This is a genomic window from Olsenella absiana (assembly GCF_036408855.1).
GTDB lineage: Bacteria > Actinomycetota > Coriobacteriia > Coriobacteriales > Atopobiaceae > Olsenella_K > Olsenella_K absiana.
This window is the reverse complement of the sequence record NZ_JAZGJQ010000009.1, coordinates 42,096-57,195: the sequence shown is the minus strand read 5'-3', so window position 1 is coordinate 57,195 and position 15,100 is coordinate 42,096. Positions and strand designations below refer to the sequence as shown.

9 protein-coding genes are annotated in these 15,100 nt (G+C 66.1%); 6 read left to right on the top strand and 3 right to left on the bottom strand.

Annotated features, from left to right (window positions below; genetic code table 11):
• Positions 1–34 precede the first annotated feature (34 nt).
• A complete protein-coding gene (locus tag VXJ25_RS07815) occupies positions 35–4,741 on the top strand; it encodes an EAL domain-containing protein (RefSeq protein WP_330958651.1) in 4,707 nt (1,568 codons plus the stop codon).
• Between the two features lie 82 nt (positions 4,742–4,823).
• Here VXJ25_RS07815 and VXJ25_RS07810 read toward each other — a convergent pair whose 3' ends face one another.
• The 3 genes from VXJ25_RS07810 to VXJ25_RS07800 all read right to left on the bottom strand — a co-directional run bounded on the left by VXJ25_RS07810 (position 4,824) and on the right by VXJ25_RS07800 (position 7,856).
• Positions 4,824–5,630 carry a hypothetical protein gene (locus VXJ25_RS07810; RefSeq protein WP_330958650.1) on the bottom strand — a complete coding sequence of 269 codons (807 nt, stop codon included), beginning with the start codon at positions 5,628–5,630 and terminating at the stop codon, positions 4,824–4,826.
• Between the two features lie 654 nt (positions 5,631–6,284).
• A complete protein-coding gene (locus VXJ25_RS07805) occupies positions 6,285–7,391 on the bottom strand; it encodes a hypothetical protein (protein WP_330958649.1) in 1,107 nt (368 codons plus the stop codon).
• A 201-nt stretch (positions 7,392–7,592) separates the two neighbouring features.
• Positions 7,593–7,856 carry a hypothetical protein gene (locus tag VXJ25_RS07800; RefSeq protein WP_330958648.1) on the bottom strand — a complete coding sequence of 88 codons (264 nt, stop codon included), beginning with the start codon at positions 7,854–7,856 and terminating at the stop codon, positions 7,593–7,595.
• Positions 7,857–8,059: 203 nt separating this feature from the next.
• Here VXJ25_RS07800 and VXJ25_RS07795 point away from each other — a divergent pair, with 203 nt between their 5' ends.
• Genes VXJ25_RS07795 through VXJ25_RS07775 form a run of 5 tightly spaced genes read left to right on the top strand, consistent with a single transcriptional unit; the run spans position 8,060 to position 15,096 of the window.
• Positions 8,060–9,217 carry a hypothetical protein gene (locus VXJ25_RS07795; protein ID WP_330958647.1) on the top strand — a complete coding sequence of 386 codons (1,158 nt, stop codon included), beginning with the start codon at positions 8,060–8,062 and terminating at the stop codon, positions 9,215–9,217.
• A 16-nt stretch (positions 9,218–9,233) separates the two neighbouring features.
• The gene (gene asp1, locus VXJ25_RS07790) at positions 9,234–10,859 is read left to right on the top strand and encodes an accessory Sec system protein Asp1 (protein WP_330958646.1); all 1,626 of its coding nucleotides are present in this window, start codon (positions 9,234–9,236) and stop codon (positions 10,857–10,859) included.
• A complete protein-coding gene (gene asp2, locus VXJ25_RS07785; protein ID WP_330958645.1) occupies positions 10,825–12,336 on the top strand; it encodes an accessory Sec system protein Asp2 in 1,512 nt (503 codons plus the stop codon). The genes asp1 and asp2 overlap by 35 nt, the downstream gene beginning before the upstream one ends.
• Positions 12,320–12,769, top strand: a complete 450-nt coding sequence (asp3, locus tag VXJ25_RS07780; protein WP_330958644.1) for an accessory Sec system protein Asp3 — start codon at positions 12,320–12,322, stop codon at positions 12,767–12,769. Before asp2 ends, asp3 begins: the two co-directional genes overlap by 17 nt.
• On the top strand, positions 12,766–15,096 hold the full coding sequence (locus tag VXJ25_RS07775; RefSeq protein ID WP_330958643.1) for a preprotein translocase subunit SecA: 2,331 nt from the start codon (positions 12,766–12,768) through the stop codon (positions 15,094–15,096). The genes asp3 and VXJ25_RS07775 overlap by 4 nt, the downstream gene beginning before the upstream one ends.
• Positions 15,097–15,100: the final 4 nt, after the last annotated feature.

Below are 15,100 nucleotides of genomic sequence, written 5' to 3'. Positions count from 1 at the left end.
GTCGCCGGAGGGTCGTGAGGGGCGCGAAGAAGCGATGACGGAAGAACCGGAGCATAACGAGCGCCTGAGGGCGCAGTGCCAGCAGCTCTACGACCTGATCGAGGCGGGCGTCCTCATCGTCCGCGCCGACGGGTCGGGGAGGATCGTCTTCGCCAACGGAAAGGCGGCCTCGCTGTACGGGTGCGAGGACGAGAGGGACCTCATGCGGCTCTGCTCGTCCAGCTTCCGCGGCCTGATGGAGGGCGAGGACTACAGGGCCCTGTTGGAGTCTTCGGGCAGTCATCCGGAGCGCTTCGCATTCTCATACTGCTACCAGACGAAGCAAGGGCACTTCCGGAAGGCGGAGGGCGTGGGGTCACTGAAGGACACCCCCTTCGGAAGTGCCTACGTGATCTTGCTCTTCTCGGCCGAGCAGCTCTCCAGCGACCTGAGGGGTCAGGACAAGACGGGCGTGCTCGGCATGCACGACTTCTACAAGGAGGCGCTCGAGCAGGCGGAGAGGCGAAGCGGTCTCCCCGCGGTGCGCGCCCTCTGCCCGGTCAGCTTCAACCTGACCGACTTCAAGGAGTACAACCGGCTGTACGGGCTGCACCGGGGGGACGCGTGCCTTGAGAAGGTCGCCGAGACCATCACCAGCGGCTTTCCAGGTGCCCTCGTCGGTCACCTCGCGGCGGACCGCTTTGTCGCCCTGCTTCCGTCGCAGGAGCTGGAGGAGCGGCTGGAAAAGGTCTGCAGAGAGGTGAACCGCTACATCGACGACGACGGGATACACCTCAAGGCGGGCATCTACTCGCCCTCGGAGGGGGACTCCCTCGACGTCCTTAGGCATGGGTTCGACGCCGCGAAGCTTGCCTGCGACAGCATCAAGGCGGACGGCAACCTGAGCGTCGCCGTCTACGAGCCCTCGATGGGGAAGACCGAGGCGAGCAAGACCTACGTGCTGCGCCACTTCAGCGAGGCGTTGGAGAAGCACTACATCAAGGTGTACTACCAGCCGATCGTGAGGACCCTCACGGGAAGGCTGAGCGGATTCGAGGCGCTGGCACGCTGGGAGGACCCCGCGCTCGGCATGATCCTCCCGAACGTGTTCGTGCCGGTGCTCGAGGAGGCCCAGCTGATCAACCGCCTCGACCGCTACGTCCTGGAGCAGGTGGCCCGGCTCGACCGCGACCGCATGGACAACGGGCTGCCGCTGGTGCCCGTCTCCGTGAACCTCTCCGCCTGCGACTTCGACGTGGCCAACCCGATCGACACCATCGAGGGCGTGGTGAGGCGCTACCGGATTCCGAGGGCGGTCCTCTGCCTCGAGGTCACCGAGCGGGTCATGACCCGCAACCACCCGAGGATGGCGAAGACCGTCCACCAGTTCCAGCAGGCCGGCTACCAGGTGTGGATGGACGACTTCGGGAGCGAGTACTCGTCGCTGAGCTTGCTGCACAACTACCACTTCGACGTGATCAAGATCGACATGGGCTTCTTCAGCCACTTCGACGACCGTAGCCGCCAGATCATCACCTCCGTCGTGACGATGGCCCGGATGCTCGGCGTGCGCACGCTTGCCGAGGGCGTGGAGACCAAAGAGCAGGTCTCCTTCCTCAAGAAGATCGGGTGCGGCCAGATCCAGGGATACTTCTACGGGCGCCCGATGATGTACGAGGACACGCTCTCCTACATGCACGACAAGGGCCTCCAGATTGAGAATCCCAAGGAAGCCCACCTCATGAGCTCCGTGGAATGCGTCAACGTGAACTCCGAGTCCCCGACGGCGATCTTCAGCTTCGACGGGGCGAACATCGCCCTCCTGCAGGAGAACGACGCCTACCTGAGGGAGCTCAGGAGCACCGGCACGCAGGACATGGCCGAGGCGAACGCCAACCTCGGGGATGCGAGGTACCCGCTGCGCGGAAGGTTCCGGCAGCTCCTGACCGACGCCCTGCAATCGAGGTCCAAGGAGACCCTGACCTACTCGGACAACGGACAGTACATGAGGGTGAGCGTCCGCTGGATCGCCGGGGACGAGAGCGGCTGGGTCGGCGAGGCACACCTCTTCAACATCAGCAACGACCTGGCAGTCAGGCAGGCGCAGAGGCTCGACGACACCCTGCGTGACATCTTCCAGCTGTACGAGGGGCTCTACCTGATAGACCGCGGGAGTGGCAAGGTCGAGATCCTGCGCTCCAACCACCCGGAGCTTTACGGTCGTGACGCCCCGCGCGAGGTCGAGGCCTTCCTCAAGGCATTCGCGGAAAGGCTCGTATACCCGGACGACAGGGGGCGCTTCCTCGCCTTCGCCAGCTCCGAGAGCGTAGAGGCCAGGGCCAGGGCGGAGGAGGGTGCCGCCCTGGCCGAGATCGTGCGCATCCGCAGGCCGGGCGGCACGTACCGGTGGACGGTGCTCGAGGCGCTCATGATCTACAAGAGCGCGACGAGTAACATCCTGCTCTCCGAGCGGGAGGACATCTGGGAGAGAAAGGCCGACAGGGACAAGCTCCTGCCGGTGTTCTCCCGGTCCCTCGGAATCTCGGGGTCCGGCACCGAGCAGCCGGGGGCCTCGGCCGAGGTCAGCCTCTTCCGGATGCTCTGCAGCGACTCACCGTACCCGTTCTTCTGGAAGGACAGGCAGGGCAGGATACTCGGAGCGAGCGAAAGCCTCCTGAAAGAGCATGGCGTCCACGACGCGACGGAGCTCCTGGGGATGACGGAGGACGAGACCGGTTGCAACTTCGACCTAACGGAGGCAAGCCGCTCCGAGGAGTCCATTCAAAACGAGGGGAAGCCCGTCGCTCGGGCGGAGGAGCTCATGCTCTCGGGCGGCAGGCTCCGAGAGCTATGCGTCACGCGCGTTCCCTGGTACCAGGAGAAGGAGATCGCGGGCACGCTCTGCATGGTCGACCGGGTTGGGTCGGGCGATGACGAGGAGTCGCGCCTGGGACTCGTGGACGGCGAGACGGGCTTCCTCAGCTTCCGAGGGGCGATAGAGGCAGGACTTGCCTATGCGGACCAGTACCGCCTGAGGAAGCTGGACTACGTCGGGCTCCTGATCGACGTGCCCGCCTTCGCGGAGCTGGTCCACACCAACGAAGCTACTGCGAAGGGCGTCCTCGGGGAGATCTCCTCCTCGCTCCGGAGGGCGCTAGGGCCGGGCTGGGCGATTGCCAGGATCGGGTTGTGCTGCTTCCTCTGCTTCAGCCGGAGGGGGCGGGGGGATGGCATCGAGCCGAGTCTCTCCTCCGTTTCCTCTGCGCTTCCGCGCCTGTGGAGTCGGGCGGGTCTCCAAGAGGCTCCCGAGCTCATGCACGCCGTCGCGTACGGCTCCGAGGTGATGAGCCTCGACGAGATGCTCCAGCTGATGATCAGAAGGCTGAGCAGCGTCGAACAGGAGACGTACGGAGAGAAGCCCTATACAGAGGACCGCATCTTCGTCAGGAGGGAAGTGCTTGACAACCTGAAGGAGCGGGTCATCATCAGCGACCCCGAGACGTACGAGCTCGTGTACCTGAACGCCGCGGCACGCAAGGACGTCGGGATCGCCCCGGATGCCTGCCTCAAGGGGCGTCTCTGCTACAAGGTGCTGGAGGGCTTCGACGCCCCGTGCAGGGACTGCCACAACATGATGCTGCGGATGGACCGCGCCCTCTCCTTCGCGCACATGAACCACAAGACTGGCCAGAGCCTGCAGGTCCGCTCCTTCCTGACCACGTGGGACAAGCGCACGCTGAAGCTCACGTTCTCCTTCAACCTTGACGAGTACATCGAGACGCTAGCGAAGGACAACGGCCTCGTCTACCAGGAGATGCGCGCCTACGAGGCGATCTCGCGCGGCATGCAGGAGGCTGATCCGGAGAGGGGCATCGAGAGGACGATCTCGTCCATCGCGGACAACATGCACCCTGAGCGCCTGCTGATCTTCGAAGAGAGGGATGACGACACCGTCAGCGCGACCTACGAGTGGACGGCACCGGGCGTGTACCCACTGAGGGAGGAGCTGCAGAGCATTCCCCGGACGGAGCTGAGGGCGCTGTACGCGCGGTTCGTGTCGGATCGGCTGGTCATGGTCAGCGACATGGATGCGTTCCTGAGGGAGAACCCAGGCTTCTCGTTCCGAATCCACGGCGTGAGGAGCTTCGTCTCCGGGCAGCTGCTGCTCCAGAACCAGAGGGAGGGCTTCACGCTTGTCGTGAACCCCTCGGAGGAGAGCTTCCAGACGGGCAGCGTGCTGTACTCGACCCTGACGGACTTCATCGCGGTGATGGTGCGTAACAGGAACGCCATTGGCGAGCTGGAGAGACGGAGCCTGGTCGACCAGCTCACCGGTGCCGGAAACCGCCGTGCGCTGGAGCAACGGGTCCAGGCGTGGCAGGGCGACGGCGTGCTGGGCGTCGTGTCGGTCGACCTCAACGGCCTCAAGAGGACGAACGACACGGAAGGACATCACGCCGGCGACGTCCTCATAAGCGAGACCGCACGGATCCTCGCGGAGTGCGCGGGGGAGGACTGCGTCTTCCGGACCGGCGGGGACGAGTTCGTCGTCATCACGGAGGACCTAGAGGAGCGCGACATCCTACTCCTGATCCAGCACATGAGGATGAGCGCGAAGAACAACGGGATCAGCATGGCGATCGGCTACTCGTACGCCCGCGGCAAGGTGACCGACTTCGACGCCCTGCTCACGAGGGCAGACTTCAACATGTACTTGGACAAGGGACACAGCTTCCACAGGAGGCGGAGCGACCGGCGCTAAGCGGGGTGCTACTGGCGACCCGTTGGTCGGGTAAGGATGCTGGGGTCCGAAAGTAAGAGGATTGTGACTCGATAAAACACTCCTATACTGTACATGGGTATAACAAATCAGTCGAAACCAGGGCTGCTATGAGGATTCGCAAGAACAAGAAGGGCGACGAGAAGGGCAAGAGGCGCAAGAGCGCACTCCTCAAGTTCACCGCCGCCACGGGCACCATCATCGGGACCACCCTCGCAGCCCCGGGCAATACGGTCTTTGCGAAGGAGCTGGAGTCAGCCAGCACGGAAGGAGTGGACAGCGAGCTCGAGAGCTTCGAGTCCGCCTCGCAGACTGCTTCCGAGTCCGTCTCGGCGGCGCCTGAGCCCACGCGGTCCTCCCAGTCGCCCGCAGAGAGCGCCTCGAAGGCAAGCGCCTCCCAGGACACCGCCGACTCCCAGTCCATCGCCGAGCCCAGCGAGGAGGCCGCACCGAGGCGGGCTGCCGCGAGGGTGGCCACGACTACCAGCGAAGAGGCAGGACAGGAGGACGCGCGCGCTGACGGCTCGGAGAGCGACGGCCAGAGCGTCTCCGCCGTCGACGAGTCCGCGTCCGCGAGCGCCTTCGCATCCGAGAGCGAGTCCGCTGCGGCCAGCGCCTTAGCCGCCAGCGAAAGCGCCTCCGCCTCAGAGGAAGCCTCAGCCAGGGCGAGCGAGTCCGTCTCGGGCGTCGCAAGCGCCTCAGAGAGCCAGAACGACTCGATCCTTGCCGCGAGCACGTCGGCGAGCAACTCGGACTCGCTCTCCACCAGCGCGGCTAGGTCGGAGAGCGAGTCGGCCTCCACAGCCCTCTCCCAGGAGGAGTCCGCGCTCCTCTCCCAGTCTGCGTCCGCGGAGTCCACGTCCTCCTCCAAGAGCGAGTCCCTCTCGCTGAGGTCCTCCGAGGAGGCGTCGCGGGCGGCCAGCCAGTCGGCCAGCCTCTCCGAGACCGTGAGCGAGGCGAACTCGGTCTACGCCTCCGTCTCCGACTCGTTCTCTGAGGCGGGCTTGCAAGACGCGTACCTCGAGGACCTGATCGCGCAGATCGAGGTCGCGAGGCAGAACCTCCATGCCATCCAGGAGGCCGCCGCCAGGAACCACCAATCCGTGGCCGCCAACGGCAACTACTGGAGGGCGGGCGACACCCTCGCCAACTTGCTGGTACGCTACAGCTTTTACCAAGACAGCAGGGTCACTAGGATCGAGTACGGCTCGTGGGAGAAGAATTCGGGCACCAGCAACTACGTCCACGTCGCCTACCTCGACGAGAAGGGCCGGGCTCAGGACGCCTACTTCGACTACATCACCGTGGATAAGGACGGCAACGCCCTGATGGACAGCAATGGCAAGCAGCTGTCCGGCTACTCCGATCCCTCGAAGATCGGCGGCATCATGGTGCTGCAAAAGACGCCCCTTTACAACTGGTGGGGCAAGTTCAAGGGCTTTGCTGCAGACCGTTGGTCAGCCTCTAACTACACGAACGCGAATGGCGATGCCAGGTCTGGCTACTTCGGCATAAAGGGCAACTACTACTTCTCGGAATCTGACTTCGAGAAGGGCAAGGACGAGTACTCGCAGCACCGTAGCGAGCTGACGTCCGTATCGCACTCTGCGAGCGCAGCCAGGTCGCAGGCTGAGTCGCTGAGCGAATCGACCTCGGCAAGCGAGGAGGCGAGCAGTTCGGCCAGCACCTCTGCCAGTAATGAGGCGAGTGAGAGCGGCTCCGCCTCTGCAAACAGGTCCGAGAGTCGGGCCGCCAGCATCAGCGCATCAGCGAGCGCATCCACGAGCGCATCTGAAAGCGCCTCGACCAGCGCTGTACTCAGCACATCTGCAAGCGCATCCGAGAGTGCATCACTAAGCGACTCTGCAAGCGAGTCTTTGTTGGCTAGCGAGTCGGAGTCCGTCAGCACCTCCGAGAGCGAGAGCGAGTCCGAGTCGGAGAGCGAGTCCGCCTCCGAGAGCGAGTCCGAGTCGGAGTCCGCATCCGAGTCGGAGAGCGAGTCGGTGTCCGTCAGCACCTCCGAGTCGGAGTCCGTCAGCACCTCGGAGAGCGAGAGCGAGTCCGAATCCGAATCCACCTCCGAGAGCGAGAGCGAGTCCGAGTCGGAGTCCGCCAGCGCCTCCGAGTCCGAGTCCGCCAGCGCCTCCGAGTCGGAGTCCGAATCCACCTCCGAGAGCGAGTCGGAGTCCGTCAGCACCTCGGAGAGCGAGTCGGAGAGCGAGTCGGAGTACGAATCCACCTCCGAGAGCGAGTCCGTCAGCACCTCGGAGTCGGAGTCCACTAGCACCTCGGAGAGCGAGAGCGAGTCCGAGTCCGAATCCACCTCCGAGAGCGAGAGCGAGTCCGAGTCGGAGTCCGCCTCCGAGTCGGAGTCCGAATCCACCTCCGAGAGCGAGTCGGAGTCCGAATCCACCTCCGAGTCCGAGAGCGAGTCCGAGAGCGAGTCCGAATCCACCTCCGAGTCGGAGAGCGAGAGCGAGTCCGTCAGCACCTCGGAGCCGGAGTCCACTAGCACCTCCGAGTCCGAGTCCGCCAGCGCCTCCGAGTCGGAGTCGGAGAGCGAGTCGGAGTCCGTTAGCACCTCCGAGTCCGAATCCACATCGGAGCGCACCTCGCTCTTCTTGTCTGCCAACGCGGCGACGAGTGCCGCTGTCACGCCGAGGCCTCTGATGACCGCAGCGGCCACGGCTCCCATATCCGCGGCGGCTGCTGCGGCAGTCGCCAGCGCCATGACCGCTCCGGGCAGCTCAAACGCCTCCTTCTCAGCTTCGCCCTCAACAAGCGAGATCACAACGAGGAGCGAGACCCTCTCCGAATCCCACTCGGAGGAGAGCTACACCTCCCAGAGCAGGAGCCAGAGAGGCAGCTCGAGCGATAGCGCTAGCGCGGCGGCTAGCGAGAGCAAGTCAGCCTCCGCGTCTACGGCGGCCTCTGAGTCAGAGTCGGAGAACAGCAACAGCGCCTCCAACAGCATGCGGATGTCTGCGGCGGACGCCTTCAGCGAGCTCTCGAGCAACCTCACGACGACCACTGCGAACGGGCAGGAAATAGATGCTGGCAAGAGCGCCGCAAGCAGCGCTGGGAACGCCGGGCTCACGACATCAGAAATTGATTTGCTGAATGAACCCGTGTCCTTACGGATACAGGAGTAGGCAGGATGATGTGCCTGGTCGCGCGACCACTCCCAAGACGGGCTGCGCGACCAGGCCGAACCTTCCTCTTGGAGAGAGGGGGACGTAGTAAGCAGGGGGTACACTCCAAATGGGCAAGCGACAAACGCACGAGCTGCGCAATAGGGTTTTGTTCGCAGCCCTTGTCGTGTTTATCTACCTGCTCTGCTGGTACGTGCCGCTCTATGGCGTCACCACGAAGCCCACGACCGACGGCGTCGGAGGGCAGTACTTCCTCACGATGCTCGTCGGCGGAGGCCGCGACCGCCAGTCCATGATGACCCTTGGCGTCGCCCCCTACATCAACGCCTCCCTGCTCGTCCAGGTTGCCTTCGCGTTCCGGAGCTCCGCGTCGCGCGCCAAGGTCTCGAAGGTTCGCAGCGACCGTTGGATGCTCAGGGTCGCCCTCGCCTTTGCCTTCATCATGGCGTTGATGCGCTCGTTCGGCCTGTCCCTCGACCCCAACGCAGGCCCCGCCGGGGTTGTCCGTCTTGTCGTGACCTTGGAGATGTTCGCGGGCGCCCTGCTGACCACCGTTCTCTGCATGCTGAACGAGAGGCGCGGCGCCGGCGCCTCCATGCCCGTCATCCTCGTGAACGTCGTCGTTCCCCTCGCACGGGGCATGGGAGATAACCGCTTCCTCGACTTTCCGGACGTCGGCCTGGTTTGTGCCGCCGCGATCGCGGTGACCGTCCTCATGGAGAACTCGCTGATCAGGCTCCCGCTACAGCGCGTCTCCATCCACAACGTCCATGCGGACCAGAACTACCTCGCCTACAAGCGTGCCCCGATGGGCATCATGCCCGTGATGTTCGCGTCCTCCGCCTTCCTTCTCCCGTACTTCCTGGTCAACATGCTTGCGAGCCTCCACCCGGAAAACGCTGCGCTCGCTGCCGCACACGACGAGCTCGTACTCACCCGGCCCCTCGGGGCGGCGGTCTACCTCGTCTTGATTGTCGTGCTTTCGCTGCTCTTCTCGTTTCTGATGCTGAACCCGCGAGAGACGGCGCACCAGTTGCAGCGCAACGGCGACAGCATCGTGGGCATGTACGCCGGGGGACAGACCGCGCGCTTCCTGACGGCGCTCGTGGCCAAATGGAGCTTCTTGAGCGCCTTGCTGCAAGCGGCGTGCATGGCCGTATCGCTTGCGCTCTCCCTGAGCGGTGCCATCCCGGCCGCGCTCGCTATGACCCCCGCGTCGACGATGATCCTCGCGAGCATCGTCTGCAGCCTCGTCCAGGAGCTCAAGTCCTACTATCGCTACGACGCCTACCGCTTCTTCATGTGAGAGGGGAGGGTTCTAGATGCAGTACTTCGTGCCCTCCTGGTACCGGCAGGACGGGTGGTCAGAGAACGAGCGCCTCTGGTACCGCTCCAAGGACGTGACGGAGTTCGATGACACCGTCAAGCAGGTACAGCTGTTCTTCCGGCGCCACGTTGCTCCATTCCAGATCGTCCTCTTGGGCTATGCGCCCAACTTCCGTCACTTCCTGCATCGCCAGGGCGTCTACCACGCCCCCTGGTGGTCGTGCTTCGACGCGATCCAGGCGGTCCGCTCGCGCGCGATGAGGCCCTTCTCGTTCCGCGACCTCGCCTGGCCCAAGGGCGTGGAGTTCCTCTACACGCCCTTCGCCGTTGTCGCGATGCTCGCGGGCGAGAAGTACGCGCAGGTCGAGTTCGCCGAGGACGGCAACTTGTTCCGCGTCGACCTGTTCCGAGACGACACCCTCGTCGGCCGCAACCTCTACGACGACCGCGGGTTCGTCTCGTGCCAGGTCGACTTCCAGGACGGCGTCCCCGTACGCCGGCGCCTCTTCGACGAGGATGGCACCTGGAGGCTCGCGGAGTCCCTCTCAGACGGGCACGTCGTGGTCAACCCGAAGGTCGCCTGGTATCTGCATGTCGGCGTCGAGGGCACGAGGCGGGTGCCCTACCGGCGCGAGCGCTACGAAAGCGTCGACGACGTGATCGAGGAGGTCCTCGAGGACTACCTCGCCGACGCCGCTCCCGACGACGTCTTCACCGTCGCAATGCACCCCCGGCACTCTGCGGTCCTCTCCCGCGCGCTGCGCGGACGAACGACCGTGCTCTCCTTCTTCGACCGCCGCATGGGAGACGGGCTCACGGAGGCGGGGCGTGCGCTTCTCGCCTCGTGCTCCTGCGTCGTCGCCGACAAGGAGGCCACGGCAAGCCGCGTTCGCGCGCAGGCGGGCGCGATCGCGGCGCCGATTCGGGTCATCTCGCCCTACGAGACACGGGTGGAGGTAGGCGACAGCCTGCACCTTCGCGTGCAGAACGTGCTCGTGGCCGTCGACGCCCTGGACGACGTGCTCTTCGACGCGGTGGCGGTGTGCCTCGCGGAGTACGTGGCCGAGAAGAACGGGCTCGCGCGCGTCTGCCTCTTCACGCGCTCCTCCCGCTACGACGTGGCGGCAGACCTGCTCTCGAGGGTGCGCGCGACGCTCGGACGGGCCGGGCTCGACCCCGCGATGGCAGAGCCCAGCGAAGGCCGCTCGGAGAACGAGCTGCCGGAGGGGGAGGACGGCACCCACCCGCCCTGCGTCTTCTCGGTGCGCCAGTGCGTGGACGAGCTCCACGTGAGCCGAACGATGCGCGAGCAGCGCGTGGTCGTCGACCTTTCGCCCAGGCCGGACCAGTTCCTGCAGATCTCCGCGATGAGCATGGGCGTGCCGCAGGTCACGGCCCATTCGACCGAGTACGTCGTGGACGGGAGGAACGGTAGGGTGCTGCATGACGTGCGCGAGCTGGCGGACGCGGTGGATTTCTACCTCGGAAGCATGGAGCACTTCAACGAGGCGCAGATCGCCTCGTACGAAATCGGAGGCAAGTTCAGTGCGCAGGAGCTCGTGAGGGCGTGGAAGGAGGTGATCGGGATTGGCGGACATCAGGGCGCTCCAGCTCGGGACTGAGGACTACGCTCGACGTGCGACGCTCGGCGAGGACGTGGCCTGGTCGTTCGAGCCCGAGCTAGACGAGGCCGCGCGCGAGTACGACGTCGCCTTCGTCAGCCGTCCGCTCGTCGCGGACGAGGCGCGCTGGCTCGAGAGGCACGTTCGCGCCTACTGCCTGTTCGTCTCCCGTGACCTTGCGCTCGACGCGCCCATGCGCCACCTCGTGCGAAGCCGGCGCGCGCGCCTCTTCTCCGAAGACGACGTGCAACGCATCCTCGAGAAGGACCTGAGGAACTACTACTCCAAGCCCTACGGAGAGAAGTTCGACCCGCACATGCTCGCCGTCTCGCCCGGCTTCCGCGGGGACGTGAGCTGGGACGGCGGGGTCGGCGCCATCCTTTCCGGCGACTTCGGCGAGCGGATGGGCCAGGTCGCCTTCTGGCGCTCGAACATCCCGGTGGAGCCTGGCCAGGCGCTCGACCTCTGGCTCGAGTACGAGAAGGACGGCGGGGTCGAGGTGGAGCTCGAAACCGTGCAGTTCGTGCGCGGCAGCATCTCCTCCGTGCAGGACGTGCGGCGCTTCTCCGAGCAGGACCTCGCCGAGCCCGTGACCGTGGAGGACGACGGCCCCGCGGCCTCCCTCTTCGCCTCCATCAACGCGCGGGGGAGGGGCACCCTCAAGATCCGGGCGCTCCACGACCGCCACTCGCGCCGCGGTGCGGGCGCGTTCCTCCCCGGTGGCAGGCGCTGGGTCACGCCCGCGCGCGAGGAGCTATTCACCTACTTCGACCCGGGTGACCTCGAGCCGCCCCTATGCGTGTACTTCTCGGGCTACAAGACCATGGAGGGCTTCGAGGGCTACTACATGATGCGGCGCCTCGGCTGCCCCTTCCTGCTCGTGAGCGACCCCAGGCTCGAGGGCGGAGACTTCTACCTCGGGGAGGACTACGGACGCCTCGTCCTGGACGCCGTCCACGAGGCCCTCGACTACCTGGGGATCCCCGAGCGCGACGTCGTCCTCTCGGGGCTCTCCATGGGCACCTTCGCGGCGCTGTACTACGCTACGATGATTCCCTGCGCCGATGTGATCGTGGGCAAGCCGCTGCTGAGCCTAGGCAACGTGGCGGCAAACGAGCGCCTGAGGCGCCCGGCGGTCTTCCCGACCTCGCTCGACGTGCTCCGGAAGGAGTGCGGAGGCCTCGGCGAGGACGCGGTGGCACGGCTGAACCGCAGCTTCTGGGACCGCTTCGACGAGACGGACTGGTCCGGGCGCACGATCTTCGCCGCGTACATGATCGAGGACGACTACGACGGCGACGCCTACCCGAGGCTCCTCTCGCACGTGCGCGGCAGCGGCGCCCGGGTAATCGGCAAGGGCCTGCACGGCCGACACAACGACGACACCGCGGGCGTCGTGGCCTGGTTCAAGGCCCAGTACCTCCGCGTGCTCAGGGAATACGGGAGGGGAGGGGACGCTGATGCCGAGCCAAGATAGGAGCTGGACCGTCTATTGGGAGGAGTACGCGAGCGACGCCTACCTCTACGGTTCGAGCATCAGCTTCCACGCTCACGACGACGTCGAGTTCGCAAACGAGCTCATGCCGGCGGGCACGGTGATCAAGACCTGGCACTCGATGGTCAACTTCCAGGAGAGGCGCGTCGAGCCCACGCTGCCCATCATCGACGGCGAGGGCTCCTATCACGTCACGGTCGACCTCGAGTCGGACGTGCCACAAGGCATCCTGCTGCGCTTCTCCTTCCTCGACAAGAACGGCGAGGAGGCGGGCGCGCTCGTGGTCGACGGCCCCGAGGCCGACCTCAGGTGCCCGCTCAAGACCTACAGCTACGAGGCCCAGCTCGTCTGCGCCGGAGCGCATGCGCTGCGTTTCCACTCCTTCACGATCACGGAGGTGACGGGGCTCGCATGATGACCAGGCGTCTGAGAAGGACCGCGGAGGCCGTGAGGGCCTGCGCGGGGCGCGCCCGTGGCCTCTCCGACGAGGAGCTCTCCGCCGAGACCGCGCGCCTCAGGGCGGAGCTTGCCTCGGGCAGGAAGCTCGACGAGCTTCTCCCCGAGGCGTTCGCCGCCATGGCGGAGGCCGACCGCAGGGTTCTCGGGACCTACCCCTACGACGAGCAGGTCCTCGGCGCCGTGGCGCTCGAGGCCGGCTGCCTGGCGGAGATGCGCACGGGCGAGGGCAAGACCCTCACGGCTACGCTGCCGCTCTACCTCCATGCGCTCACGGGGAGGAGCACGATCCTCGTCACCGCGAACGAGTACCTCGCCTACCGAGACGCCGAGCAGATGCGTCCCGCGTTCGCCTTCATGGGCGTGACGGAGCGCGCCGGCGTGGGGAGGACCCCCGGCCAGGCGCTCACGAACGACGAGAAGCGCGCCAACTACGCGGCGGACGTCCTCTACACGACCCACAGCGTCCTCGCTTTCGACTACCTCCTGAACAACCTCGTCGCCCGCGCCGAGGACCGCTTCCTCCGGGACTTCGACTTCGTCCTCATCGACGAGGCCGACTCGGTCCTCCTGGACGGCGCCCAGATGCCACTCGTCATCTCCGGCTCCCCGCGCGTGCAGTCCGACCTCTACCCGAGCGCCGACTTCTTCGTCTCGACCCTGCGCGAGGGGCGCGACTTCGAAGTGGAGGACAAGGCCTGCTGGCTCACGGAGGCCGGCGTGGCCTACGCCGAGCGCTTCTTCGGCGTACCCAACCTCTTCGCACGCGAGAGCTTCGAGCTCAACCGCCACATCCTGCTCGCGCTCCGCGCGCGCTCTCTCTTCGAGCGCGAGCGCGACTACGTGATCTCCGACAAGGGCGAGGTCGTCCTCCTTGACAACACCACCGGCAGGCTCCTGCCGGGCATGAGGCTGCGCGGCGGCGTGCACCAGGCCCTCGAGCAGAAGGAGCACCTCGAGCTCTCGCGCGAGCAGCGCTCGGTCGCCTCCATCACCTACCAGAACCTCTTCCTGCTGTTCCCCGAGATGTGCGGCATGAGCGGCACCTTCGCCGACGCGCGCGCCGAGCTCAGGAGCGTGTACGGCAAGCGGGTCTTCGTGGTGCCGCCGCACCGCCCGCTCGCCCGTACCGACCTGCCCGACCTCTACTTCCGCAGCGCCGAGGACCAGTACGCCGCCGCCCTCGCGTCCGCCCTCGCCTACCACCGCACCGGCCAGCCGGTGCTCGTCGTCACCGCAACGATCCAGGACACGCAGGTCTTCTCGCGCATGCTCGTCGAGAGGCACGTGCCCCACAACGTCCTCAACGCCAACAACGCCTACTGGGAGGCGCAGATAATCGCCGCCGCCGGGCAGAGGGGCGCCGTGACGGTCTCGACCGGCATGGCAGGCCGCGGCACGGACATCAGGCTGGGCGAGGGAGCGCGCGAGCTGGGTGGGCTCGCCGTCATCGGCGTCGGCCGCATGGAGAACACCCGCCTCGAGCGGCAGGCGCGCGGACGTGCCGGGCGCCAGGGCGACCCGGGGTCGAGCCAGTTCTTCGTCTCGCTCGAGGACGGGATCGTGACGCAGCTCTACGAGGAGAAGGTCGACAGGATCCTGGACGGCGGGCGCAGGGCCTCGCGGCGGCGCATCCGCTCGATCGTAGACGGCGCCCAGAGGACCATGGAGGAGCAGAGCGTCTCCTCGCGCGAGCAGGCCGTGCGCTACGACCGGATCCTACGGCGCCAGCGCGAGATCCTCTATGCCGCCCGCGACCGCCTGCTCGACGGCGACGCGGTGGCGGAGGGCAAGGTTCTCTCGATCGCGCACGAGAACCTAAAGCGCTATGTCAGGGAGCACCCCCGTCCGACCCAAGGGGAGCTCAACCGCTACGTGCTGGACAACCTGACCTACGAGCTCGACCCTGCCGAGCTCGCCGCGGACGGGAGAGCCACGTCGCGCGCGGCGCTGCTGGGCCGACTGGAAGCCCTCGCGGACAGGCTCTACGAGGAGAAGGCCGCGTCCTTCTCCTCCGACGAGGAGCTCCAGGACTTCACGAGGGCCTGCATGCTACGGGCGCTCGACGAGGGCTGGGTCGAGGAGGTCGACTACCTCCAGCAGCTCCAGTACGCGATCACCTCGAGGGGCACCGCCCAGCGGAACCCGCTCTTCGAGTACAGCCGCGAGGCGTACCGCTCCTTCCACGACATGGAGCGCACCATGATGGAGGCCATCGCCCGCAACTTCTTCCTCGCGGAGCCGCAGGTGACCTCGGACGGCACCAGGACTATCCTGTTCCCCTAGGGAG

Excerpts from the sequence above, each read along its gene's own strand:
- VXJ25_RS07815 (WP_330958651.1), top strand. The coding sequence starts at position 35 with ATGACGGAAGAACCGGAGCATAACGAGCGCCTGAGGGCGCAGTGCCAG.
- asp1 (WP_330958646.1), top strand. The coding sequence starts at position 9,234 with ATGCAGTACTTCGTGCCCTCCTGGTACCGGCAGGACGGGTGGTCAGAG.
- asp3 (WP_330958644.1), top strand. The coding sequence starts at position 12,320 with ATGCCGAGCCAAGATAGGAGCTGGACCGTCTATTGGGAGGAGTACGCG.
- VXJ25_RS07775 (WP_330958643.1), top strand. The coding sequence starts at position 12,766 with ATGATGACCAGGCGTCTGAGAAGGACCGCGGAGGCCGTGAGGGCCTGC.